We start from the raw sequence: 25,409 nt of genomic DNA, 5'->3' as shown, positions 1-25,409 counted from the left end.
TGCGCAAGCAGTGGTACCGGCGCTGTATATGGTTTAGAGTTCCCCAAAACAAAGCGGCCATTCCATAAGGGATGGCCGCTTTGTTTTAAATATCAGAAAGTATAAACTGCGCTCTTATCCAAAATAGCGGTGATAGACGCTCCTCGCCGCCGAAATATCGTTCGTTCCATGTACGAGAGCCCGGCCGTCCGCGAACACGACGACCCGGTAATCTCCGTCGTTGAAGGAGACGAGGTACGGATTGCTCTCAACCTTGCCGAGTCCGAGTCTCGACAGCCTGCTCGCGGTGTCCAGAAGCGACAGCGAGCTGCGAACCGCCGGACGGATCTGCACAGTGTTCCGCCCGCATAGCACATCGCTGCGCTCCGTGTTCGCCGCAGTCAGATACGGATACACCGGATCTTTGCCGCATGAAGGGCAGTGCTCCTTGCGGGCGGCGCTTACGCCGATTTCCTGGTACTCGTTGCGCCAGATGTCAAACGTCATCAGCTTCCGGCGAAGCTGTTCCTTCTTCCCGCCAAGCAGCTTGAGCGCCTCAGCCGTAGCGTTCGAAGTCACCATCTGTACAGCTTGCGGCAGGATGCCCGCCGTGTCGCAGGTGTCGCCGCCCAGAGGAACGGTGCCAAGCAGACAGTTAAGACAAGGTGTTTCGCCCGGAATAAACGTATAGGTAACCCCGTAGCTTGCCACGCAGGCACCGTATATCCACGGAATACCGTGCTTCTGGGCGATATCGTTAAGGATCAGCCGGGTATCGAAGTTATCCGTCCCATCCATGATGAGGTCGATGCCCGGTACCAGCGCCTCCAGTTCTTCTGCGCGAACGTCCATGATGTGGCTTTCAACCGTGACTTCGGAATTGATTGCCTCCAGCCTCGCTTTTGCAGCAGCTGCTTTCGGTATGCGGCGCTCGGCGTCCTCCTCCGTATAAAGCTGCTGGCGCTGCAGATTGCTCCATTCCACATAGTCACGGTCGGCAATGACGACTCGTCCAACACCGCAGCGGACCAGCGTCTCGGCGATGCCGGTACCCAAAGCTCCCGCTCCTACGACAAGCACGCTCGATTGTCCAAGCCGGCGCTGGCCCTCTTCGCCGAACGGCCCAAACCGCACCTGACGCGAATATCGTCCGTTTCTTCCGGCGGCTGCGTTAGTCGTCTTCTCTATCTCCTGATCTCTCTCCATGCCGAAATCCCCCTCCATATTCAAAAGTCCGGGAATACGGCGCCTTAACCGCCGTCTCCCGGACTTATCTTTATATTGCTGGACCTGCACGATGTGCGCCCCCGGGTGACCGGAGGCGCTGCTTGCGCTTATAAGCCATTATAAACGGCAAGCTCCGGTTCGCGCTATACGGATTGTGTGGACCACTGCTCGACATCCCAAGTTTTGGTCACCCAATCTTCATAAAAATCGGGTTCATGGGATACGAGCAGAACGGTGCCCTTGAACTCTTTGAGGGCCCGCTTCAACTCTTCCTTGGCCACGACGTCCAGATGGTTCGTCGGTTCGTCGAACAAGATCCAGTTGCTCTCGCGCATCAACAGCTTGCACAGCCGCACTTTCGCCTGCTCCCCCCCGCTCAGCATGTTCAGCGGACGGGTTATATGCTCGTTCTTCAGGCCGCAGCGCGCCAAATGCGCCCGGACTTCATGCTGATTCAGGCTGGAGAACTCATTCCAGACATCGTCGATCGGTGTGAGGTTGCCGGCTTTGACCTCCTGCTGAAAGTAAGCGGGGGACAGGAAGTCGCCCAGGTAAGTCTTTCCGCTGAGCGGCGGAATGGCGCCCAGAATCGTCTTCAGCAGCGTCGATTTGCCGACTCCGTTGCAGCCGACAATGGCGATCTTCTCGCCCCGCTCGATCGTCATGTTCAGCTTGGGGAGCAGCGGACGGTCGTAGCCGATTTCGAAGTCGATGCCCTCGAACACCGTCTTGCCGCTCGCCCGGCTCTCTTTGAACTGGAAAGTCGGCTTGGCGGCTTCTTCCGGCCGGTCGATCCGTTCCAAGCGATCAAGCTGCTTCTCGCGGCTCTTCGCCCGTCCCGAAGTCGAGTAACGGGCTTTGTTGCGCTGGATGAAATCTTCCTGCTTTTTAATAAATTCCTGCTGCTTCTCATACGCTTCGATGTGCTGTGTCTTATTGATGTAAGCCATGTCCAGGAACTTCTCGTAATTGGCCGTATAACGCGTCAGCTTCGCAAATTCCAAATGGTAGACGACATCCACGACCTTGTTCATAAACTCCGTATCATGGGAAATCAGCATGAATGCATACGGGTACTGCTTCAAATAATTGGTCAGCCAATCGATGTGCTCCACATCGAGATAGTTGGTCGGCTCATCGAGCAGCAGTACGTTCGGTTTCTCCAGCAGCAGCTTGGCCAGCAGAACTTTCGTACGTTGTCCGCCGCTCAGGGCGGCCACATCCCGGTCCAGTCCGATTGCGGACAGTCCGAGCCCGTTGCCCATCTCCTCCACCTTGACGTCAATCAAGTAGAAGTCGCCGAGATCAAGCTGCTCCTGGATTTCGCCCATCTGCTCAAGCAGAAGCTCGAGCTCTTCCGGTGAGGCGTCGGCCATTTTCTCGGTGATGCCCATCATTTCCTGTTCCAGCTCAAGCAGCGGCAAAAAAGCGTCCTTCAGCACATCGCGCACCGTCTTGCCCGGCGTGAGCACCGTGTGCTGGTCCAGGTAACCATAGCGGACCCTCGGAGTCCACTCCACTTTGCCGCTGTCCTTCAGCAGCTTTCCCGTCAAAATATTCATCAAGGTCGACTTGCCGACCCCGTTCGCTCCTACAAGCCCGACATGCTCTCCGGCAAGCAGCCGGAACGATACATTCTTGAACAGCTGACGGTCCCCAAAATTGTGGGAAACGTCTTCTACAGTAAGTAAACTCATAAATTATCCGCAAGCTCCTATCTATATTTAAAATCATGGATATTCCGCAGGTTATACAACGACTAATTTTAGCATAAAAAACCCGCTTTCTGAAATAAAAAAGTTTACATTTCATCTTTTTTTCCGCTGTAAAAAGCTTCCCTTTGTTCGCCAGCTATCCTTTTTCAGTATTTCGGCGAACAAATCCCGCAGCGCCGATTCCAGGCTTCCTCCGGCTGCGAAAGGCTCCGGCTGATAGGGAAGTGTGTACACTTCCCGGCTGCCCAGCGTCCCTTTCAGCAGTTCGGCGGCTTGGCGTCCAGCCAGCGGCAGGACAATCTTCCAGCCGCCGTCCTGCCGCCACCCGCTGCGGCGCAGCCACATTAGCGTCTCCTCCATACGCCAATCGGCCCCCGATGCCAACAGCAGGGGAATGTCGCCGCGGGCAAATTCCGCGGAAGCCCCCTCATACGCTCCAATGCCCATATCGAGGACAACGTAGCGGTATTTGCCTGCCAGTTCCTCCAATCCGCCGCCCTCGGGGCGCTTCCAGCAATGAACGCCGTTAATCTCAATGGGACCACCCGTCCCCTCGGATGGAGTCCGCCTCCCGGCAGCTTCAGCCAAAGCGCTGATTCTCCCGTAGACAGGCGATTCCGGCGCATAATCGACCCAGGCCGCCTTGCCATAGCGGCCCAGCAAACTTGCAGCAGCCAGCGACGCATGCGTGGTGCCGATGCCGGATGCCGTGCCCATCATTGTCACGATGCTTACCTTGCCTGACGGAGGAAGGATTTCCGCCGCCGGCTCTTTCTTCCGTGTCCCGGTTGAGCGGACAGCCTTCATCCCTTCCAGTATCCAAAGCACTTCACCGGCGCTCCCGTAACGGTCCTCGGGCCTGGGCCGGAGCAGCCGCCGAAGCACGGGAATCAGCGGCTCCGGAACACGGCCATCAAGCCTGCGCTCCATCCCGGCGGACCATCCGCTGGACTTCCCGCCCGTAGCCAAGTACAGCAGCAGGGCTCCCAAACCGTACAGATCGGACCTGTGATCGCTCTGGCCGCTTCCGTACTGCTCCGGGGCGGCGAAACCGACCGTTCCCAGCTTGACCGTATCTTCGCCCGCGCCATCCCTGTGCCTGCGGGCAATCCCGAAATCGATCAGCATGAGTCCATTCTCAGGAGTCAGCATAATATTCATGGGTTTCAGATCACGGTAGACGATAGGCGGGCGGTGCTCATGAAGATACTGAAGCACTTCCAGCAGCTGCCTCGCGAACAGAAGCAAAGTGTCTCCTTGAATCTTGCCGCCCACAGAATCCATATAGCGGTCCAGCGTCAACCCTTCGATATAGTCCATCACAAGATAGGAATAGCCGTCTTCATCCGGCGGAAAGAAATCGGCAACCCTCGGAAGGCGCTGGTGATCCAAGGCGATCAGCAGCTCCGCCTCTGCCTGCACATTCCCGTAAAGATCCTCTGCCACGCATTCTTTAATGGCCCAGCGCTTGCCGGCCAGTCGCAAATCCTCAGCCAGATGCACATGGCTGCTTCCCCCCGAACCGATGATGCCGGATACCAAGTACCTGCCGCCCAGGATTTGACCCCGTATTAGCTTTGATTTATACCGCATTCCCTTCCCCTCCTGCGTCAATTTCCCCATGAAAAAAAGCATCCCGCTGCAGGAAGCCGCATCGATTGCGGTTCGCCTTTAGCGGGATGCTTTCCCGGAGCTAGTATGCCTTTGTATTCATTAATCTCTTTAATATTTAATCATATAAAGTGTTATCTCGTCCCGGTTATGGAACAGCTGCTTCGCCCGCTGGATCTGCATCCGCTCGCCTTCGAACATGGCCATAATCTCCTTGATCAGCGCAAGCGGCTTTTTGTAGAGCAGCTTTACCGTGACGACGGCGGTTCCTCCGGGCGCCAGGCTGTACAGCAGTCCCGTCACGAGCTTGGCCATCAGCTTGGGGCTCCAGCTCATGTCGCAGACGAGCAAATCAAATTCATTCTCTTTGAATTTGACTTCTCCGGCATTTTTGCGCAGCACTTTTAGGGCGGGATGATCCTTCAGCGATTCATGCATGCGCGCCGGATCAACCGCCGTCACAGCGAGGCCCCGTTCCAGCAGGAAAGACGTCCAGCCTCCGGGCGCCGCCCCGATGTCGAGAGCGCGGCGGAAGCTGCCGAACGAAACGCCGAATTCCTTCTCCGCTTCCATGAGCTTGAATTTCGCCCGCGAAATTTGGCCGTCCTCGCGCCGGAAACGGATCGCTCCGCCGTTCCAGTCGGACAAATTGTCCTCGGGCCGGGAAACGCCGGCGTACAGTGCGTTTGCGGCCGCATACACCGAGACGATCCATGCAGGGTTCTGTACGGTAAATTCGGCGGCGACGCCTTCAAGCTTGGCCTGCAGCCATTCACGCAGCTCGCCCGGACTTTCGCGCCAGAACGAATCATCGGTCTTGCGCACCTGTATGGCGATTCTCTCCCCTTGGAGCTCGCTTCTGCGGCCCAAATATACCGCCAGCCGCTCCAGCGCTTCCTCTCCGCCTTCATCCTGCAGCTGAACCGGCTGAATATGGCGCAGAAAAATCGGCGGGTTCTCCGCCAGCCGCCGCGTTACTTCCTCCGGCTCTGCCTGAAGAGTAGCCAGAAATATCTCGCCGGGCAGCAGCAAGGAACTTTTGACCGAGCCGAACTGGCGCCGGAGTTCCTCCTGGGCGTACGGGGCAAAGCCGTGATTGGCGGTGCAAATATAACGGGAAACTGTCTCGTTCCCTTCCGGGGACGGATTTTGTTCAATGTGTGAGTTAAGCTCGTTCAAATGGATATTCCTCCACGTTTAATTTTTATCCAGGGGCGCTCTTCCTCCCATTCGATCTCGACTGGAAGCTCATAGGCGGCCAGCATCATCTCGCGGGTCAGCACCTCTTTCTTCGGACCCGCCCCGGCCAGCCTGCCTTCGCGGATCAGCGCCACATGGGTAAACAGCGGCACAATCTCCTCGACATGATGGGTGACATACACGACAGTTACCTCCCGCCGGTTAAGCTTGTCCACCTCAGCCAGCATTTTTTCCCGCTCGTAGAGATCCAGACCCGCGCATGGCTCGTCCATAATGAGAAGCTTCGGGTCCGCCATCAGGCAGCGCGCCAGCATCGCCTTTTTGCGTTCCCCCTGGGAGAGTGTGCCGAACGGATGATCCGCCAGCCGTCCCAAATTCATGTCCTCCAGCAGACCGATCGCCTTGGCCTTGATTTCCCCGGGAATCTGCTGATAAAAGCGCAGGTAGGCGTACGCCCCCGTAGCCACAACCTCCCAGACAGGGTCGCGCAGGGTCAGTTTCTCCATAAGCGACGGTCCGATGTAACCGATCTCCTTGCGCACTTCGCGCAAGTCGACTTGACCGTAGGTGTGCCCGAGCACCTTGACCGTACCGCTGCTTGGGAACATATAGCCGGTCATCATCTCCAGCAGCGTCGTTTTGCCCGAACCGTTGCGTCCGAGGATTACCCAATTCTCGCCTGCATTGATATTAAGCGAAACATCATCCAATATAAGATTCTGCTCTCTGCGCAGGGTAAGATGCTGTAAAGAAATCATTATAAATTCACACTCCTTATGTATTCCAGCACACGCTCCACCGAATAAAAAGCATAATGAATGTGCGGCGGCCGATTGCGGTCTGCGTCAAAAACAAGCAGTGCCGGAACGCTGGAAATACGGTACTGACTGACAATGTTTGGAAGAAGATTAATATTGCCGGATATGAGCTTGGTCTCCAACGGGAGCAGATGTCCGGCAACATCCAGCATCCGGCGGGCCGCTTTGCATGTGCCGCACAGCGGCGTCTCCAGGAAGACGGCAAGCGGAGCTCCGCTCCGGTCTATAGCTTCAAGCAGTTCGATTTCATTCATTTCATTCATAGATCGGAGGCTCCCGAAACGATTTCCCGCAGCTTCTCCGGCGGCACCGGCCCGGTATGGACCGTTGTTGCTTCCGGCCTCGCGGGGTACAGAAGCTCAAACATTTCTTTTCTGCCGGACGCGCTTGAGGTATGCAGATAAATTTCCCGGGGGAACAGCGCTTCAAGCACGATGCTTTTGGCGACGAATCCTCCGGTTTCATCTTCCAGCCCCATGTCATAGTCGAGGGAAAGCACACCGACCTCGCACTCGCGAAGCAGCAGCAGACACTCCTCCGTCGTACGGGCAAGCGTAAATCCTTCGGGAGCACGCCTGTAATCGTCCATATACACATGAATCATCCGCAAGGCCCCCTTACGCTTCAAACCATGACCGCACCGCCGCTATTTCATTTTTATGCGTGCCGTCAGAACCCTTCTCCGTCTCCAGAACGGCAGGTTTGCCAAGTAACGGCTCCGATGTCAGCAGCTCTTTCAGGCTCATGGCGCCGATATGACCTGTCCCGACCTGGGCGTGCCTGTCCCGCTTGGAGGAAAACGGATACCGTGAATCGTTGAGATGAACGGCTGCCAAATGCGGCCAATATCCCAGCTTATCCCCCGACTCCAGCAGCTCTTCGCTGCGCTCCGGATTCCATATTCCCGCGGCAAAAGCATGGCAGGTATCGAAGCAGAATCCGATTTGTTCCGGGTAACGGCTTAGTTCACGGATTTTGACCAATTCCTCCAGGGTCGTTCCCTCGAAGCCGCCATTGCCCGCCTGATTCTCAATCAGCAGCTTGGCCGTTCCATTCCAGGACTGAAGCGTTTCATTTATACATTGTATAATATTTTGATAGCCTTGTAACGGCTGCAGCTTGTGAAAATGCCCGAAATGTACCACGATTCCCAGCGACCCGCAGGCTTCGGCGATCTCCAGGTCGTTAAGCAGCGACTGAACCATCATTTCCCTGCTTGGAACATCCCCGTCTCCGGCGGCGAGATTCGTGGGATAGGGCGTATGGGCGATGGACAACAGTCCTTTTTCCCGGCAAAAAGACGCGCACTCTCCCGCATCCTTCGCATTAAGTGTCTTAAGCTGGAGACTGCGCGGATTTTTCGGAAAATATTGAAAACAGCCCGCGCCACTTTCCCGCGCCGCTCTGGCCGCCTGCGTGTAACCGCCGCGGATGCTGACATGCGCTCCGATACACGGCTCAGTGATCATGCTGGCATTCTGGACAGTAGAACACCTTGCGCCCGGACAGCTCCGCTTTCACAATCGTTCCTCCGCAGCGTTCGCAGGTTTCCCCACCGCGGTCATAAACCTTGCATCTGTCATTGTAGCTCCCCGTAACCGTGTCCCCCGCCATGAACGGCAGCTCCATGTAGCCGCCGATGTCCGCCGCCTCGCTCAGCACTTTGCGTACCGCGCTGTACAATCGGGCTATCGACTCCGGCGTCAATCCCTGCACGGGTGCCGATGGCAGCAGAGCCGCTTCGTACGCGATTTCGTCGGCATAGCAGTTGCCGATTCCGGCGAAGACCTGCTGGTTAACCAGCAGGCTTTTAAGCGCTCCCCGTCTACCTTTCAGCAGTTCGGCAAAGTGTTTATCATTCATGCGCTTGTCCAGCAGCTCGGGACCCAGCTTGGCGAGGGCCGCCTGCGTCTCCTTAACGGATAACAGATGCAGGTAGCCGAGGCGCAGACCCATAAAATACAAAATCCGGTCGCCGAAGGCAAGCTCAACCTGCGTGCTGCGGTCCGGACGCTCTTCCTCAGTCCCGAAGAACAGCAGTCCGCCAAGCATCAGATGAAGCAACAGCCTGCGGCCGTCATGCAGATGGAACACCAAATGCTTCCCTCTGCGTTCCACAAAAACAACACGAGCGCCGATTAGACTTTTTATGAATATATCCTGCTCCACATTTATTGATTTGTCCCTGTTAACCGTCACCCCGGTGATCGGTAAATTAACTATGTGCTTCGAAAGCAGCCTTCGGTAGTTTTCCATTTCCGGAAATTCCGGCATCGTTCATCGTCCTCTCCAACTGTACTCTCCTAATAATGAAAATGCAGCTCTGCCATTATACACCAAGCAGCACGCGTAAATCAGCCAAATTACGGCAAATATAATCCGGGGAAATCCCTGTCAGCTCCTTATGCCGCTCCAGATTGTCCTCCGTTGTTACTCCCGTCAGCAGCAGTACCGTACGGCAGCCCGCATTAGCTCCCGCGGCGATATCCGTCCTCATATTGTCGCCAACAACGACGGCCTCTTTGGGGTCGATGCCAAGCAGCGACGTTGCATAGTTCATCAAATGGCGGTGCGGCTTGCCGATAATCACCGGCGTCATGCCGCTGGCTGCTTCAATTGCCGCTCCCAGTGTGCCCGCTCCCGGCAGCATGCCGTCATCGGAGGGCAGCATCAAATCCGGATTGGTCAGCACAAAGGTCGCGCCCCCGGCGATCCAGCGCGCCGCCCTGGTCAGCGTATCATATGTAAAAGAACGGTCAATACCTTGGACGACGTACTGCGGCGAATCGGAAACGATGTTCAGGCCCGCTTCCTCGCACGCCCGGTGCAGCCCTTCTTCCCCCAGTATCGCCACGGACGCCCCGGGCGATTCCCCGGCGATATATCTTGCCGCCGCAAGTGAAGAGGTGCAAACTTCCTGCGCCTGCGCTTTAATCCCCATTGCTCGCAAATGCCCGGCAACGCTTTCCGGCGTACGCGACGAGTTGTTCGTCACAAACAGAAACGGAATACCTTTTGCTCTAAGTCCCGCAATAAGCTCATCCGCTCCGGGGATCATGATGCCGCCGTGATACAGCGTACCATCCAAGTCCAAGAGCAGCCCTTTTATGTTACCGGTCAGTATGTTATCGGTCATTTTCTCCCATTTCCTCCCCATCTTATAATTAATGGCATAAATGAATAACGGGATAAATTTTAGGTTCGAAATCTATTTCCCGTGATCGCCGATTTAATTCTCAAAAAACGAAATTTCTTCTAAAATTTAAGACATTTTTCTCCATGCTTTTGGTGAAAGAAGCCCTCTAAAAGTCGAACGGCATCGAACCGGCGGCTGCGAAAGCAATTTTTGACGGGCGTCTGTCGCTTCCTGCGCTTTCCCGGAAAATAATTTAATTTCCCCTTCAATTTCCCGTCTTTCGTTCCACCGGATACAGCCGAAATTCCTCGGCGAGCAGCGTGTTGGGGAATATGGATCGCGCCTCTTCAAGCAGCGGAATAAGCTCGTCCAGAGAGCCGTATCTTGAACTGAAATGCGTAAGAATGAGCTGACGGGCGTGTGCTTCCTTGGCGATTTCCGCTGCCTGAACGGTCGTGCTGTGATGGTAATCCCGAGCCATCTTGGCCAGTTCATGGCTAAAGGTCGCCTCATGGACCAGCAGATCGGCTTCCCTTGCAAGCGGAATGGAATTCCCGCAAGGTCTGGTATCTCCCAGAACGGTGATGATCCGGCCGCGTTTCGGTTCGCTGAGCACATCGGCGGCGGCAATCGTTATTCCTTCGTCCGTGGTCACATTCCGGCCGCTCTTCAGCACGCCGTACAAAGGGCCGGGTTTCAGGCCGTAAGCTTTAAGCCGCTCGGTATTGAGGCTGCCAGGCCGGTCCTTTTCCGTGACACGGTAGCCGTAGCTGTCTATCCGGTGCTCCAAAAGAGCCGATTCCACTTTAAAACTTTCATCTTCAAAAATAAGCCCGCCGTTATGCTCGATCACTTCGAGCTTGTAAGGAACCCTGGACTGGCTGACAGACAGCGAAATATCCAGAAACGCCTTGAGTCCGGGCGGACCGTATACAGTCATAGGCGCGGTGCCTCCCTGATATCCCCTGCTGCTCAGCAGCCCGGGAAGTCCGAAGAGATGGTCGCCGTGAAGATGGGTAATGAACAGCTTTTCCAGCCTGCCAAGCCGCAGCGGCGAACGGAGGACCTGATGCTGTGTTCCTTCTCCGCAGTCGAACATCCATAGGCTTCGGCGCTCTTCGAGCAGCCGCAGGGCGACCGAGCTTACATTTCGCTGCAAAGTGGGAACACCCGCATTGGTGCCCAAAAAATATATCTCCATATCTGTCCTCCTCTCCTCCCTGTGATCTTATTCATCCCGTAAATCCTCCCGATCTTCCAGCAAAAAGCCTCCCGTAACCGGGAGGCTGGTACAACGGGAAGTTCCCTTAAGACTATTCTGTCCAAAAGCTTAGGCTTTCTCCACATTGAAATACTGCGCTTCAGGATGGGCGAAAACCATAGCAGACACGGACGCCTCAGGTTCCATCATAAAACCGTCCGTTAAGTGGACTCCGATATCCTCGGGTGACATCAGCTTGAACAGCGGCCCTTGTTCCTCCAGGTCCGGGCAAGCCGGATAACCGAAGGATACGCGGATGCCTTGATAACGGGCGCCGTGTCTTTGTTTCATCGTCATATCAGCCGAGTCGGGGAAGCCCCAGGTGTCCCGCATCATATGATGGACGCGTTCGGCCAATCCTTCAGCGACTTCAAGAGCCAGGGCTTGCAGTGCATGGGAACGCAGGTAGTCGCCCTTATTCTTCAGTTCCTCGGACAGTTCGCGTACTCCGTGTCCCGCTGTCACCACGAGGAAACCGACATAATCCATAACGCCGCTGTCCACAGGCTTCAGGAAGTCGGCCAGGCAGAGATACGGCTCAACCTGCTGCCTTGGGAAAGTAAAGGTATGCAGAACCTTTCCCGTATCCTCCGGATCATAGATCAGAATATCGTTGCCCCTGGACTGAGCCGGGAAGAACCGGTACATCGCATGCGGGCTGATCGTTCCGTTTACCGTCGCCTCAAGCAGCAGCTCGTCCACTGTCTCTTTCAATTCGACCGCGCGGGATTCGCCTGCGGCCAGCTGGGCCTCGACCGAGCCTCTTAGCCCCAAATGATGACCGAGCAGCATTTGCATGTTCACATAAGGGATTACATGGCCAAGCGGATAATTGCGGAGCACATGCCGCTCCAGGTCCGGCGGAATATAGACCGGCGCATCCTGAGATATATTCGAGCGCACTGCTCTTGTGAGCTGGGGAAGCTCCTGCTTCTGCGGAGCAGCCGCAGCGGCCTCGTTCTCCTCCCGCATCTCCTCGGCCATCTTGGCCCGTTCCAGCGGGTTCATCAGCTTATTGGCAAGATCAAGCCCGTCCATGGCGTCCTTGGCGTACAGCACAAGTCCGTCGTATTCCGGACGGATACGTGTCTTGGTGAACTTGCGGGTCAGAGCCGCCCCACCGACCATAATCGGCACATCTATTCCCGCCGTGCGCAAATCCTGCGCCGTCAGTACCATCTGCTGCGCCGACTTCACGAGCAGGCCGGACAAACCGATGGCATCGGCTTTTTCCCGTCGATATGCTTCGATGATCGTCTCCGGTGGTACTTTTATACCCAAATTGACGATTTGATAACCATTGTTCGAGAGGATGATCTCGACGAGATTTTTACCGATATCATGCACATCTCCCTTAACGGTGGCAAGCAGAATCTTACCCTTGACCGAGCTCTCGTTCTTCTCCATGAACTGTTCAAGATGGGCTACCGACGCTTTCATCACTTCAGCGCTTTGCAGCACCTCCGCGACAATGAGCTCGTTGTTGTTGAACAGCCGCCCGACCTCGGACATTCCGCTCATGAGCGGTCCGTTGATAATTTCCAGCGCGCCGTATTTCTTCAGCGCCTCGTCGAGATCAGGGATCAGCCCTTCTTTGCTGCCCTCCACCACATAGGAAGCCAGACGCTCTTCGAGAGTCAGGTTGGAGATTTTCTCCTTCTTCTCGACTTTCTTGCCACGGAAGGCGGCGACAAAGACGGCAAGCGTCTCGTCGTTTGTATTATAAATCAGCTCTTCAGCCAAGCGGCGCTCTTCCTCCGGAATCGAGGCATAACGCTCCACCTTCTCCGTATTGACGATCGCGTAATCCAGTCCCGCCTTGGTGCACTCGTAGAGGAACACGGAATTCAGCACTTCCCGGCCCGCCTCCGGCAGTCCGAACGATACGTTGCTGATTCCCAGCACGGTATGGACACCCGGCAGTGCTTCCTTGATCAGACGGATACCGTCGATCGTTTCCTTCGCCGAGCCGATATACTGTTCATCCCCAGTGCCGACAGGGAACACTAGTGTGTCGAAGATTAAATCTTCGGGCGACAAGCCGTACTTGCCTACGAGGAGATCATAGGAGCGTCTGGCCACCGCGAGCTTGTCTTCCGCCTTGATGGCCTGGCCGCTTTCGTCGATAGTCCCGACAACCACCGCCGCGCCGTACTTGTGAATGAGCGGCGTGACGTGCTCAAATTTTTCTTCACCATCTTCAAGATTAATGGAGTTAATGATCGCTTTGCCCTGGCAGTACTGCAGAGCAAGATCAATAACCTTCGGATCGGTCGTATCGATCATAAGCGGAACCTTGACCTTTTTCACGACCAGTTCCAGGAATTGCTCCATATCTTCCGTTTCATCACGGTCGGGGTCCTGTACGCACACATCCACAACCTGAGCCCCGCTCTTCACCTGAGCGCGCGCGATTTCCGAAGCCTCTTCATATTTGCCTTCAACGATGAGCCGTTTGAATTTGCGGGAGCCAAGCACGTTGGTCCGCTCGCCGACCATATAAGGCCGGTTATCCTGCTCGATGTATACCGGCTCGATTCCGGACAATGCCGGCGGATGGCTTCCACTCAAGGGGCGCGGAGGATATTCCGACAGGGTGTCTGCCATCGCTCGGATATGCTCCGGTGTAGTGCCGCAGCAGCCGCCGGCGATGTTAAGCCAGCCCTTCTCAGCGAACGCCGCGACCTTGCGCGCCAGCGAATCCGGCGACTCGTGGTAGTTCCCGTTCTCGTCGGGCAGACCCGCGTTCGGATAGCAGCTGACCGCCGCCTTGGCCATAGCGGACAACGAACGGATATGGTCCCTCATGAATTCCGGACCGGTCGCGCAGTTAAGGCCGATGGAGATCGGCTTCAAATGCTCCAACGAGATATAAAAGGCTTCGATGTTCTGGCCGGCCAGTGTCGTGCCCATCGGCTCGATCGTCCCGGAAATCATAACCGGCAAGGTGATGCCTGTCTTCTCAAATGCATTGCGAATGCCGATGCTGCCCGCTTTTACATTCAAGGTATCTTGAGAAGTTTCGAGCATCAGGGCGTCTACGCCGCCTTCGATCAGAGCGATAGCCTGCTCTTCGTAGCTTTCCGTCAGCTCGCTGAATGTCACGCCTCCGGTAACCGACAGCGTTTTGGTTGTCGGGCCCATTGCGCCCACAACGTAGCGCGGACGATCCGGAGTATCATATTTATTGACAGCTTCCCGGGCGATTGCAGCGGCGACAAGATTGATTTCGCGCGCTTTTTGAGGAATATCGTATTCCGCAAGCACAACCGAGGTTGCCCCGAACGTATTCGTCTCGATCAGATCGGCGCCGGCTTCCAGGTAGGCTTCATGAATATCCCGAATGACTTCGGGTCTGGTCAGCACAAGCATTTCGTTGCAGCCATCCAGCTCGTCTCCGCCAAAATCTTCCCCGGTCAAAGGAACCTGCTGAATCATGGTGCCCATTGCACCGTCTAGAATCAGTATGCGCTGCTCCAGCGCTTCTGCAAGTGTAGGTTTAGCCAACTTCCAATCCCCCCAGTAAAACATTAGAGTAAGTTTAGCAGAATAAAGGGAATTCGGAAAGTATCCCGGCCCACTCTGCAAGTCTGTCTTATTTCCAGCCGGTCTCCCGGCATTTATTATGGCTTAACGGTCAACGGTTTTGTCGGCATGGAGTGCTGCGTCCGCGCGGTTGCATGCGAGGTCACACTATACGTTCCCGCTTCCTCCAGTGCCCCCACTGCCGTATATTTCCCCTCTCCGTCCGGCTGTCCCGTGAGCTCAAGCTTTTTTGACGGATCGGCGGTATTTACGACTTCAAATAATACTTCATTGGCATCGTACACCACATCGCCGCCCTGGGTTATTCTGGCTTCAAAGGTTATCTCCTGATGGACTGCCGCCTCGGCTGGACTCCACGTAAGCTCAACCTTGATCGGTTCCATTGACATCTCGGACATATCCATGGCAGTGTGTTTGTTCCCTACGGAAGAGCAGCCTGTAAGCGTTGCGGCAATAACCATGGAATACACAATCTTCTTCAGGATTAATCTCGACATACGCAGCCCCCCAGGTGGACTAAGTGTGGTATGGATGCTTGATTACATCTTGCGTTAATACCGCGTTAAGTGTACCTATCCTATTATACATGGATTAACGTCTTTCGGGGATATCAAACGCCACCTTAACTATAAAAAAAGAGATATTTATCACACAACCTGTTTAACCATTCATATCGGCATTCTGCAAAATTCTCAAATAAAAACCGATATCCCTTATTACAGGAATACCGGTCCAAAAGAAGTAAATCAATGTTAGCGTTAGAGAGTTTCAACCAGCGGAAGCAGTTCCGACAAATGTTTGATTTCATAATGAGGGATAATTTCCGGGTCGGATGGTTTGCCGGTACGGTTGATCCATACCGTTGTAAGACCGGCCGCCAAACCGCCGCGGATGTCTGTAGTGAGCTTGTCGCCGACCATGATGCCCTGCTCCGGAGCAATTTCCAGCCGCTTAAGCGCATGCTCGAAAATCGACGCGTCCGGCTTGCCTTTTCCAAAGGTCCCTGATATGACGATGTGATCAAAAAAAGGAATCAGCTCAGGTACGCCATCCAGCTTCTCCTGCTGCAGGGCCGGACAGCCGTTGGTCAGCAGCAGCAGCTTTACGCGCCCGCGCAGCGCAGTCAGGATTTCCAGCGTCTCTTCATACATATAAGGACGGCCCCGCCGTTCCGCAGCAAAACGCGCAGCCAGCGTCTCAGCCAGGCTCTCATCGTCTATGCCCACAGCCGCAAGTCCGCGGCGCCAGGACTCCTTGCGGTAAATTGGGGCCAGCTGTTCCAGCTTCCGGAACTGTTCCTGTTCTCCGGCCGTAAAATTCGCCCACAGCGCTTCAAACGGGTTAATTCCGATCATCTGTGTAAAAGGAAAAGTCTCGTAAGACTCATAGAGACTTCTCGCTTCGCGTCTGACCGCGGCTTCAAGTTCCTTGGGGTCCACGGCTTCGCCCGCCGCTTTACAAGCGTATTCAAAGGCTTCCTCAATGCTTCGCTCATCCCACAAAAGGGTATCATCCAAATCGAACAGTACGGCGGCAATCGGCATTCCATTACTCCCTCTCTATATTAAACTTTAAAATTGCTGGTTTATTCGTTTTCCAACGGAATTTTGTTTAACTTGGCAAACTGATCCATCCGCTCTCCCATGGCCACCGTATCGTAACGGTTGATCAACCGGGAGAATATCCAATGGCCCCGTTTGGCTTTGGGCTTAATGCTGACGGATTTCCGCGAGATGATAATCTTCTCGATGTCTGCCGCGTCCAGAAACTTTTGGCGGTTAAACTTAAAGGTGGATACCCGCGCCCGCTCCACTTTCAAATAAGGGCGACGGAAGAACATCATTGCCGCCAGCGCAAAATAGAGCACAACGCCAACCCAATTCATCACCAGGCTGTTTTGGCTGCCGGAAGAGGTATCGAACTGGCCGATCATCCAATACAAAGCCCCAAGTCCCGCAAGAAGAACGGGAAATACGATATTCCGTCCTCTATACACGTCGGTTTGGCCTGCCTGGCTTGACCTATAGATCGAATCTTTACCTTCCTTTTTTCTTTTCTTGTTGACCTGCTGCGAGTTGCGTTGAACCATTCTTTCCCAAGAACGGGCCATTTCATTTCCCCCTAGTCTTCCTGAAATATCTATGAATAGACGGCTGATTAGTGCAAGGGTCTTTTGCCGCCTTGATCATTTCCATCGTTGTCCACAATTTCAATCGAATCCAGTTGAGCCCGGAAATTGCGGCGGACATTGCCGAGGTATATTTCCCGGAGCTTCGCGCGTTCTGCCAGTTCTTCTTCATTAAGTCCTTCGTTCTTATGTTTGCGCGCCAGTTCATTAATTCGGTTAACCAGTTCATCTATATTCAAAATATGATCCCTCCTAATGATGTTTGCTCTTCTTTCCGGCAGGTCCCAGAAACCCTTGACCGGTACTACAAGCTCTAAATTCATTCTAACTTTGCCATGAGAAAAAGAGCTTGTCAAGGCGACTCCCCTGAAAGCTCTCTTGTAAGTTAATAGGACAATGATTCTTCTGTTCAGTTATTTGTAAACGGGAACCGATAATACCACTCCGGCCTCAATATTCGCCCCATTCAGATCGTTATACCGTTTAATCGCTTCAATATATACGACGGTTCTCATATCGGAAGGTTTATTCTTGACCGCAATGCTCCACAATGTATCACCGGGCTCCACAACGACCCGTTTCTCCTGCTGCGGTGAAGATACCGAACTGGCAAAGACCTGACCCACGACGGTAAATCCGGAAATAATCAGAAGAAGGACAATAACAATTTTGAACAGATTTTGCATTGATGAAAAGGGATGGATTCTCGTACCGGCCGCTTTGGAGAATTTTTCAGATGGATTCCTATGGTCAGAAACAGCACCTCGTCCCGCCGCCGCGGGTTCAGGAGTTTCATTATAAATGCTGCGGTATGTACTGTATTTTAACATAAATCATCGACCTCCAAACACTTGTTCTTGCTTGCAAAAATAATATAGCACGAACATGTGTTTCGATCAAGAGGTTTTTCGAACAATTGTTCGCTTATATCTTAGAACTTACGTTTGTGCGAACGGAGGTTCTGTGTTATAATTCTCCCAAACATTACTAGATAGATGGGGTGTATTCCAATGTCAAAAATTTCGAGTCGCCAGCTGGCGATCCTGGAATTTATACGTAACGAAGTCCGCAGCAAGGGGTATCCACCCTCCGTCCGGGAAATTGGCGAAGCCGTCGGCCTGGCTTCCAGCTCCACCGTACACGGACATCTCGATCGGCTGGAAAAGAAAGGGCTTATCCGCCGCGATCCCACGAAACCGCGCGCTATTGAGCTGCTGGGTCAGGAAGATTCCGATAATGTTCATCAATTCGTTCAGACGATTGCACGAGTGCCGGTAGTGGGAAAGGTAACTGCGGGTGTGCCAATTACCGCCACGGAGAATATCGAGGATTATTTTCCTCTTCCCACCCATTATGTCGGAGATAACAAGGTCTTTATGCTTTCCGTCATGGGCGACAGCATGATTGAAGCCGGTATCATGAACGGCGATTACGTTATCGTCCGTCAGCAGCAGACTGCCGACAATGGTGATATCGTCGTCGCTATGACCGAAGACGATGAGGCTACCGTCAAGACTTTCTATAAGGAGCGCGACCATATTCGGCTCCAGCCCGAGAATCCGTCCTACGAGCCGCTTCGGCTAAACCGGGTGAGTATTTTGGGGAAAGTAATCGGATTATTTAGAGACATTCATTAATAATATCACGAGTAAAAAGGCGGACTTTCGGTAAACGGAGCCGCTTTTTTTATGTTTTTCTACACATCAACTGTCCGGAGCAGCACGGAGTTTTACGGAAATTCAAAAGCACGGCGTATGTACTCCCCGCATACTTTATTCCGTAAAGGAGTGCTGCGATATGCCCAATTACCGGATCATTGTCGATTTGTCGGATCGCAAGCTGTATTTGTTGGATAACAATAAGGTCGTGAGGGGATTCCCCGTAGGAATCGGTAAGATGCTTACCCAGTCACCCGTCGGCGAATATACTATTGTTAACAAACAGGCTAATCCGGGCGGACCGTTTGGCGCGTTCTGGATGGGTCTTTCCAAGCCCCATTATGGCATTCACGGAACCAATGATCCCGGTTCCATCGGCCATTTGGTCTCGCATGGCTGCATCCGGATGTACAATGCCGACGTTCTCGCATTGTCCCGGATTGTTCCGCTGCATACGAGGGTCACGATACGGCAGTAGCCGGGTATGCGTTTTTTAACGTTTCGGGCGGCTTGACTTGAAGCGGGTCAGGAATACGCTCGAAGAGCTGCGAAGCAATTATTACAGGATTATTGTTTATGTAGCAGCCGCAATGATCTCCGACATGTCCACCCAATCCCAATCTTCTTCGCTCCAGCGCAGCTTGATACGCTTCATCAGCCGGTCCACTTGAATAACGATTCCTTTAGCCACCCGATCGGTAAATGGGTCGAACAGTGTAAGTGTGACTGGCGAGTGTTCCTCCATTGAGTAATACAGTGCCTGATCAATGAATTCCCATTCCTTGGGGTCCAAGACCGGCCTCTCCTTGCGCAGCTCATCATGGTTATTATTGATGACCCTCCGTGTATGTTCGGGCTGCATCATAAAGCTTCTCTCCCATAGGCCGCTGCCTTCGATCTAATTTGTCCCATATTAAATCGCCTCCATGGATTTATTATATGCGAACAAATGTTCTTTATTCAATAAAAAAAGACTCTTCCGCGACAGAGGATTTATATTTCTATAAATACATAGAAAGCTCCCACCGGTTACAACCGAACGGGAGCCGCTTCCTTATTCCTTCGTATTACCGGATCGATTATTAAACACCAACTCGAACAATCCTGTAGCCGACAGGCCCGCAAGCGCACCGGACCACAGCCGCAGCGCCAAATCTAGATCCGTAAACGGAAACGCCGCCCATCCGATGAGCAGGCCAATCCCGACGCCGATTAGCGGAATGGCTTTTTTAGGTAAGTTGATCGTCGTCTTGACAAACTGCACGGCGGTCATCACAAATACGGACAAGACCGATGCAAAGGCCAGAACGTCCGTTAAGTTTTGATTAGCCATTACTTGTCCTCCTTCTCAATCTCGGACAGCCGCCGCTCAAGCGCTTTAATATCGGCCACATTGCCGGCGATCAATCGGAGGAAATTGGTCCGTATCCTATTAATGACTGCCGCCGTCTCCTCCCGCGTGATGGGCGCGCCAGGACGTGTGCCGTCAAAATAGCCGTTCGCCGTTGCCTCGGCCCATGCCTCCTCAGCCCAAGCGCTTACTTTGTCTATATCCCGTTCTGCCATTTTATCCACAGTCTCCTTCGTTTGGGTGAATCTCTTTTTCATCTCCTCAAGCGTGCCGTCATACTCATTAAGGTCCGGAAAGCCGCTGACACCGTCTACCCTACGGCCGCCGTTGGATCGCAGACCGCCGCTCTGCCCGTCGCTGTACTGCCAGAAATCCCAACGGGACCAAGCCGTGGTGTTGGACGGCGCCACTGTACTGTACCGGGCAATCCAGAGCGGATATTTACCAATCGGAGCTCCAAAGTTCGCCGCAAAGAAATTGCCTGTATAAACGATCGGGCGCACACCGGTTAAACGCTCAATCTCCGACAGAAATGCCGCGGCGACGGCGCTGATCCGTTCTTTGCTTAAGCGGCTGGGGTTATTTTCATAATCCATTACAGGTGGCAGATCCAATCCGTCGATACCACCGGCCGCCTGAATTGCATCGTTAAAGTTCGCTGCTTCCGCCTTGGCCTCATCTTCACTTACCGCTCTGACAAAGTGATAAGCCCCTACCAATATGCCGGCTTCCCTTGCATTTATGACATGATCGGCAAAAGTGTCGTCCTTATAAGTCTGGCCCTCACTTGCCTTAAGAAAGGCGAAGGAGATGCCGTCCGCTTTGACTTTGGCCCAATTGACGTTCCCGTTGTGATGTGAAATATCGATCCCTTGGGCGTTTTTGCTGTTACGCGCTTTCATAAATTCACATCCTCTATCTATTAAATTCCGTTCACCGGCGTAATGCTTGGACTTCTATGCCGCCCTAAAACATAACGCAAGAGTTGACCGTGTTCTTCTAAAAGAAAGCAATCGTCGCAATCAGCCTGCTCATTGATGTAATTCCCAGAAAGATAGTCCCCAAGTATCCATGGGCAAAATAAAAACACGCCTGCATTCGGCGTGTTCACTATGTCCCTCAAGAAAAGAAAAAACATTTTTCCCCAATAGAAAAAAACCCCCGGCGCTTACAGCGCCAAGGGAATCGTGTCTTAGTACAACGTGATGTATTGGTTTCTCTCCCAGTCATGCACCTGCGTCCGGTAGATATCCCATTCGATTTCCTTCAGCTCGTAGAAATGGGCAAGGGCATGGTCGCCAAGAGCGTCGGTAATAACGGGGTTGCGGATCAGCTCGTTCAGAGCTTCCTTGAGGTCGGCTGGCAGGCTCGGAATGCCTTCCTCGATCCGTTCTTCTTCGGACATGATGTAAATATTCCGGTCGATCGGAGCCGGAAGATCAAGCTGACGCTTGATGCCGTCGAGACCGGCTTTCAGCATTACCGCCAGCGCCAGATACGGATTGGCTGCCGGGTCCGGATTCCGGACTTCAACGCGTGTGCTCAGTCCTCTGGAAGCCGGTATGCGGATCATCGGGCTGCGGTTGCTGGCCGACCAGGCGACATAGCAAGGCGCTTCATATCCGGGCACAAGACGCTTATAGGAATTCACCGTAGGATTCGTGATTGCGGCAAAAGCACGCGCATGCTTCAGCAGACCCGCCATGTAGTTGCGCGCGGTATCGCTGAGGCCAAGCTCATCGCTTTCTTCGTAGAAGGTGTTCTCACTGCCTTTAAACAGGGACTGATGGCAGTGCATTCCCGAGCCGTTCATTCCAAACAGCGGCTTCGGCATAAACGTGGCATGCAGTCCATGCTGGCGGGCTACCGTCTTCACAACCAGCTTGAAAGTCTGAATCTGGTCGGCGGCTTTGATCGCGTCTGCATATTTAAAGTCGATTTCATGTTGCCCGGAAGCAACCTCATGGTGGGAAGCTTCGATCTCAAAGCCCATTTCCTCCAGGGTCAGAACGATTTCGCGGCGGCAGTTCTCACCGAGATCCATTGGAGCCAGATCGAAATAGCCCCCTTGATCGTTCAGTTCCATCGTCGGATTGCCCTTCTCGTCGGTCTGGAACAGGAAAAATTCAGGTTCAGGTCCAACGTTCATGGCCGTAAAGCCCATTTCATTCGCTTCTTTAAGACAACGCTTCAAAATGCCGCGGGGATCACCGGCAAACGGAGTTCCGTCCGGCATGTAGACATCACAAATAAGACGGGCTACGCGGTCTTCCGTCACCCAGGGAAAGATCACCCAAGTGTCGAGGTCGGGATATAAATACATATCGGATTCTTCGATGCGAACATAGCCTTCGATGGAAGAGCCGTCGAACATCATTTTGTTCTCCAGCGCCTTCTCCAGTTGGCTGACGGGAATTTCCACGTTCTTGATCGTACCGAGCAGGTCGGTAAACTGGAGACGAATGAACCGGACGTTCTCTTCCTTGGCAATGCGCAAAATATCTTCTTTAGAAAAGCTCACTATACCCTCTCCCTTTCGCGCTTCTGTGTATGTTATTTATTGAAAAACCGGGATAACTCCCCTTGAATGAGAGATACTTGCCCCGGTCTTTTACCGGAAACCAACTCCTGCTTAAGCAGCCTGTGGAGCTGGGAATCGGACAGCTCGCGCCGCCGGACTTCCGTGTCGGGGGTAATGACGGTTGCTTCTTCGGATTCCTTGGATACCGGGTTCATCACCTGTTTGATGCCGGCAATATTGACTCCTTTTTCAATCAATGCCTTGATTTCGAGCAATCGCTCCACATCGTTAAAAGAGAATAATCGCTGGTTGCCCGAGGTGCGCGCCGGAACAATCAGACTATGCTGCTCATAATAACGGATTTGCCGCGCGGACAAATCGGTAAGTTTCATTACAATTCCAATTGGAAATAACGCCATATTTCTGCGGATTTCATCACCCATGACTCATCCAACCTTCCAATGATCTTTTTCTCATCTCATTGTACATTTCCGGCTATGACGTGTCAATGGTATGTAAGATATACTCACAACTTATTATGATCTATTTACAGTAATTCGCGATCGCGCATGCTCTGCAGGGCCATCAGCACACCGTACTTTACATGCGAGTAGGTCAATCCTCCCTGCATGTATCCGATGTAAGGCGCACGAATCGGGGCGTCCGCGGACAATTCCAGGCTGCCGCCCTGAATGAAGGTTCCCGCCGCCATAATAACCGGATGCTCATAGCCCGGCATATACCACGGTTCGGGGACGGCATGGCTGTCCACAGCCGCGGCCCGCTGGATTCCCTGGACGAAAGCGATCAAATGCTCAGGTCCGTCAAAAGCGATTGCCTGGATAAGATCGGTCCGCGGCTCACGCCAAGCAGGCTTGGTGGTGAACCCGCAGCGTTCAAAGACCGCTGCCGCAAAGATGCTGCCTTTAAGAGCCTGTCCGACCGTATGCGGCGCCATAAAGAGGCCCTGGTAAAGCCCCCGGGTCGTCCCCAGCATTGCCCCGACTTCGCCGCCGATTCCCGGCGCAGTAAGCCGGAAGGCCGCCAGTTCGACCAGGTCTCTCCTGCCGCAAATATATCCGCCGGTCTCGGCAATGCCGCCGCCCGGATTTTTAATCAGGGAGCCCGCCATGAGATCCACGCCGGCCTGGGTCGGCTCCAGCTTCTCCGTGAATTCGCCGTAGCAGTTATCGACGAAGACGACAGCGTCCGGGGCCATCTCCTTGATTTTGGCCGTCATTTCTCCGATTTGCCTAACCGTAAAGGACGAACGCCAGTCGTAGCCGCGCGACCGCTGGATGCCAATTACCTTTGTTCTTGGGGTAAGCTTCTGCGCAACCTCCGCCCAATCGATTTCCCCCTCTTCGGTCAGCGCCGCTTCCCGGTAGGTTATGCCGAAATCCGCGAGGGAACCCGTACCGTCCCCAAGCTTGCCAATCACCTTGTGCAAAGTATCGTAAGGCCGCCCGGTAATGTACAGAAGTTCGTCACCAGGTCGCAGCACACCGAACAGCGCGGTCGAAATCGTATGCGTTCCCGAAGCGAAATGAGGCCGCACCAGCGCGGCTTCCGCACCGAACACATCGGCATAGACTAGGTCCAGCACCTCCCGCCCTCTATCGTTGTATGCGTATCCAGTAGAGCCTGCAAAGTGAAAATCGCTGACTTGATGGCGCTGGAACGCCTCAATTACTTTCCATTGGTTGAAATCCACAATCCGGTCAAGAATTCTGACCGCCTCCTGAATTTCCGCTTCGGCCGCTTCCGCCGCCTGTAAAATATCTTCTGCAAACAATGACATTTCCGCCTGTCTCTCCTTACATTCACTTCCCATAATCATAACAGGAAGCGACATATAGCTGTCACTTCCCAAATCATATAATAGGATGCTATTGGTAAATAAGTAATACTACACCTGGTAATTCGCGCAATTTAAAAACCGCTATTCAGTCTCTAGTCCTGGTCTGTTTGATTCACAAAGTCGGTCAGCATGTAGCCCCATTTTTCGTAATCGTCTTTGTTCACTCGCACGCTGTATAAAGTGTCGTTCTCTTCAAAGGACTGATCCAGCACATCTCCGACTCTATACAGCAGGGAAGTCAAATCCCCCCGGCTGGAAGGAATCCGGAAGCTCAGCGTGTCCCCGGACAGCTCGTTTTGAATCGTATCGGCAATTCGGGCCAGATCCTCCGCGTTAAAAGCGCTGACCTTTAAATAGCCCGGCCCTCCAGGCAGCATTTCCAGCTGCTCCGGTCGGCAAAGATCACTCTTGTTAAACAGGACGACCTGCGGCTTCCCGGCTGCGCCGAGATCCTCCAGAATGGTCTGCACCACTTCCATTTGCTCTTCCCGCATTGGGGAAGAAGCATCGACCACATGAAGCACCAGATTCGCCTCATTGACCTCCTCCAGCGTCGCACGGAACGAAGCAACCAGATCATGCGGAAGATTCTGAATGAAGCCGACCGTATCAGTAAGCACGACGCTCTTGCCGCCAGGCAGCTCTAGCAATCGCGATGTCGGGTCAAGCGTAGCGAACAGCTGATTCTCGATATACACATCGGCATCGGTCAGCTGCTTGAGCAGTGTGGATTTGCCTGCATTCGTGTAGCCGACTAGAGCCACCTGCACCACCCCGCTCTTGCGCCGCCGCTCGCGGTGCAGACTCCGTGTCTTCACCACCTCGTCCAGTTGGCGCTTCAGTTCGCCGATCCGGTCCCGGATATGCCGGCGGTCCGTCTCCAGCTTGCTCTCCCCGGGGCCTCTTGTGCCAATGCCGCCGCCCAACCGGGACAGATTCTTGCCATGTCCCGACAGGCGCGGCAGCAGGTAAGACAGCTGGGCCAGCTCAACCTGGATAATGCCCTCGCGGGTCTTGGCCCGGCCGGCAAAGATATCAAGAATAAGCTGGGTACGGTCGATGATCTTCAGGTCAAGTGCCTCCTCCAGATTTCGCACCTGGGCGCCCGACAGCTCCTGATCGAAGATCGCCGTATTGGCGCCAAGTCCATCAGCGGCCATCCGCAGTTCTTCAACCTTCCCCTTGCCGATGAACCATTTTGAATCGGGGGTTTCTTTGTTCTGGCGCAGCACTTCCAGCACTTCAACGCCGGCAGTCTCCGCCAATTGTACCAGTTCTTGAAGCGAATATTCGGGATCGATTCCCGTACGTTTCACTTGATCTGTTACAAGACTGACCAATATGGCCCGGTCCTGTATTTCCAAATTTGTATCATGCGTCGTAGTCGTCATGTTCAT

Annotated in this window: 26 protein-coding genes; 2 read left to right on the top strand and 24 right to left on the bottom strand. The window is 53.8% G+C overall.

The features are described from left to right. Window positions 1-114 precede the first annotated feature (114 nt). The 17 genes from EH198_RS02315 to EH198_RS02235 form a co-directional block, all read right to left on the bottom strand. On the bottom strand, window positions 115-1,185 hold the full coding sequence (locus EH198_RS02315; RefSeq protein WP_124693935.1) for a ThiF family adenylyltransferase: 1,071 nt from the start codon (window positions 1,183-1,185) through the stop codon (window positions 115-117). Between the two features lie 164 nt (window positions 1,186-1,349). Then, a complete protein-coding gene (locus tag EH198_RS02310; protein WP_124693934.1) occupies window positions 1,350-2,903 on the bottom strand; it encodes an ABC-F family ATP-binding cassette domain-containing protein in 1,554 nt (517 codons plus the stop codon). A 111-nt stretch (window positions 2,904-3,014) separates the two neighbouring features. Continuing rightward, entirely contained in the window at window positions 3,015-4,514 is a 1,500-nt protein-coding gene (locus EH198_RS02305; RefSeq protein ID WP_185702712.1) for a serine/threonine-protein kinase, read from the bottom strand. 129 nt (window positions 4,515-4,643) lie between these two features. Next, window positions 4,644-5,711, bottom strand: coding sequence for an SAM-dependent methyltransferase (locus EH198_RS02300; RefSeq protein ID WP_124693932.1), 1,068 nt, complete (start codon window positions 5,709-5,711; stop codon window positions 4,644-4,646). Next, a complete protein-coding gene (locus EH198_RS02295) occupies window positions 5,708-6,490 on the bottom strand; it encodes an ABC transporter ATP-binding protein (RefSeq protein WP_124693931.1) in 783 nt (260 codons plus the stop codon). Before EH198_RS02295 ends, EH198_RS02300 begins: the two co-directional genes overlap by 4 nt. Further along, window positions 6,490-6,813, bottom strand: a complete 324-nt coding sequence (locus tag EH198_RS02290) for a thioredoxin family protein (protein WP_124693930.1) — start codon at window positions 6,811-6,813, stop codon at window positions 6,490-6,492. The genes EH198_RS02295 and EH198_RS02290 overlap by 1 nt, the downstream gene beginning before the upstream one ends. Beyond that, entirely contained in the window at window positions 6,810-7,154 is a 345-nt protein-coding gene (locus EH198_RS02285; protein WP_124693929.1) for a cyclic-phosphate processing receiver domain-containing protein, read from the bottom strand. Before EH198_RS02285 ends, EH198_RS02290 begins: the two co-directional genes overlap by 4 nt. A 13-nt stretch (window positions 7,155-7,167) precedes the next feature. Continuing rightward, window positions 7,168-8,019, bottom strand: coding sequence for a deoxyribonuclease IV (locus tag EH198_RS02280; protein ID WP_124693928.1), 852 nt, complete (start codon window positions 8,017-8,019; stop codon window positions 7,168-7,170). Next, entirely contained in the window at window positions 8,009-8,824 is an 816-nt protein-coding gene (locus EH198_RS02275; RefSeq protein WP_124693927.1) for an Fpg/Nei family DNA glycosylase, read from the bottom strand. Before EH198_RS02275 ends, EH198_RS02280 begins: the two co-directional genes overlap by 11 nt. A 55-nt stretch (window positions 8,825-8,879) precedes the next feature. Continuing rightward, window positions 8,880-9,686, bottom strand: coding sequence for an HAD-IIA family hydrolase (locus EH198_RS02270; RefSeq protein ID WP_124693926.1), 807 nt, complete (start codon window positions 9,684-9,686; stop codon window positions 8,880-8,882). Window positions 9,687-9,951: 265 nt separating this feature from the next. Continuing rightward, window positions 9,952-10,887, bottom strand: a complete 936-nt coding sequence (gene rnz, locus EH198_RS02265; RefSeq protein WP_124693925.1) for a ribonuclease Z — start codon at window positions 10,885-10,887, stop codon at window positions 9,952-9,954. Window positions 10,888-11,016: 129 nt separating this feature from the next. Further along, complete coding sequence (metH, locus tag EH198_RS02260) at window positions 11,017-14,454, bottom strand: methionine synthase (protein ID WP_124693924.1); 3,438 nt, start codon at window positions 14,452-14,454, stop codon at window positions 11,017-11,019. Window positions 14,455-14,570: 116 nt separating this feature from the next. Next, window positions 14,571-14,990 carry a FixH family protein gene (locus EH198_RS02255; protein ID WP_124693923.1) on the bottom strand — a complete coding sequence of 140 codons (420 nt, stop codon included), beginning with the start codon at window positions 14,988-14,990 and terminating at the stop codon, window positions 14,571-14,573. Between the two features lie 261 nt (window positions 14,991-15,251). Then, a complete protein-coding gene (locus EH198_RS02250) occupies window positions 15,252-16,037 on the bottom strand; it encodes an HAD family hydrolase (RefSeq protein ID WP_124693922.1) in 786 nt (261 codons plus the stop codon). A gap of 41 nt (window positions 16,038-16,078) precedes the next feature. Further along, entirely contained in the window at window positions 16,079-16,603 is a 525-nt protein-coding gene (locus EH198_RS02245) for a hypothetical protein (RefSeq protein ID WP_124693921.1), read from the bottom strand. A 47-nt stretch (window positions 16,604-16,650) separates the two neighbouring features. Beyond that, a complete protein-coding gene (locus tag EH198_RS02240) occupies window positions 16,651-16,860 on the bottom strand; it encodes a DUF896 domain-containing protein (RefSeq protein WP_124693920.1) in 210 nt (69 codons plus the stop codon). 174 nt (window positions 16,861-17,034) lie between these two features. Then, complete coding sequence (locus tag EH198_RS02235; RefSeq protein WP_185702711.1) at window positions 17,035-17,307, bottom strand: LysM peptidoglycan-binding domain-containing protein; 273 nt, start codon at window positions 17,305-17,307, stop codon at window positions 17,035-17,037. A gap of 324 nt (window positions 17,308-17,631) precedes the next feature. On the opposite strand from EH198_RS02235, the gene lexA reads away from it, so the two are divergent. Beyond that, on the top strand, window positions 17,632-18,258 hold the full coding sequence (lexA, locus tag EH198_RS02230; RefSeq protein ID WP_124693918.1) for a transcriptional repressor LexA: 627 nt from the start codon (window positions 17,632-17,634) through the stop codon (window positions 18,256-18,258). A gap of 160 nt (window positions 18,259-18,418) precedes the next feature. Next, entirely contained in the window at window positions 18,419-18,757 is a 339-nt protein-coding gene (locus EH198_RS02225; protein WP_124693917.1) for a L,D-transpeptidase, read from the top strand. 96 nt (window positions 18,758-18,853) lie between these two features. On the opposite strand, the gene EH198_RS02220 is transcribed toward EH198_RS02225, so the two are convergent. The 7 genes from EH198_RS02220 to hflX form a co-directional block, all read right to left on the bottom strand. Then, the gene (locus tag EH198_RS02220; RefSeq protein ID WP_124693916.1) at window positions 18,854-19,144 is read right to left on the bottom strand and encodes a YolD-like family protein; all 291 of its coding nucleotides are present in this window, start codon (window positions 19,142-19,144) and stop codon (window positions 18,854-18,856) included. 189 nt (window positions 19,145-19,333) lie between these two features. After that, window positions 19,334-19,612, bottom strand: coding sequence for a holin (locus EH198_RS02215; protein WP_124693915.1), 279 nt, complete (start codon window positions 19,610-19,612; stop codon window positions 19,334-19,336). After that, window positions 19,612-20,532 (bottom strand): glycoside hydrolase family 25 protein, encoded by a 921-nt coding sequence (locus tag EH198_RS02210; RefSeq protein WP_124693914.1) that lies wholly within the window; start codon window positions 20,530-20,532, stop codon window positions 19,612-19,614. The genes EH198_RS02215 and EH198_RS02210 overlap by 1 nt, the downstream gene beginning before the upstream one ends. Window positions 20,533-20,822: 290 nt before the next feature. Continuing rightward, window positions 20,823-22,151, bottom strand: a complete 1,329-nt coding sequence (glnA, locus tag EH198_RS02205) for a type I glutamate--ammonia ligase (protein WP_124693913.1) — start codon at window positions 22,149-22,151, stop codon at window positions 20,823-20,825. A 32-nt stretch (window positions 22,152-22,183) separates the two neighbouring features. Continuing rightward, complete coding sequence (locus EH198_RS02200) at window positions 22,184-22,594, bottom strand: MerR family transcriptional regulator (protein ID WP_019910684.1); 411 nt, start codon at window positions 22,592-22,594, stop codon at window positions 22,184-22,186. 104 nt (window positions 22,595-22,698) lie between these two features. Further along, on the bottom strand, window positions 22,699-23,952 hold the full coding sequence (locus EH198_RS02195) for a methionine gamma-lyase family protein (RefSeq protein WP_124693912.1): 1,254 nt from the start codon (window positions 23,950-23,952) through the stop codon (window positions 22,699-22,701). A gap of 152 nt (window positions 23,953-24,104) precedes the next feature. Further along, a complete protein-coding gene (gene hflX, locus EH198_RS02190; protein WP_124693911.1) occupies window positions 24,105-25,403 on the bottom strand; it encodes a GTPase HflX in 1,299 nt (432 codons plus the stop codon). Window positions 25,404-25,409 lie beyond the last annotated feature (6 nt).

Source organism: Paenibacillus rhizophilus, assembly GCF_003854965.1.
GTDB lineage: Bacteria > Bacillota > Bacilli > Paenibacillales > Paenibacillaceae > Paenibacillus_AQ > Paenibacillus_AQ rhizophilus.
This window is presented reverse-complemented; position numbering and strand designations above follow the sequence as displayed.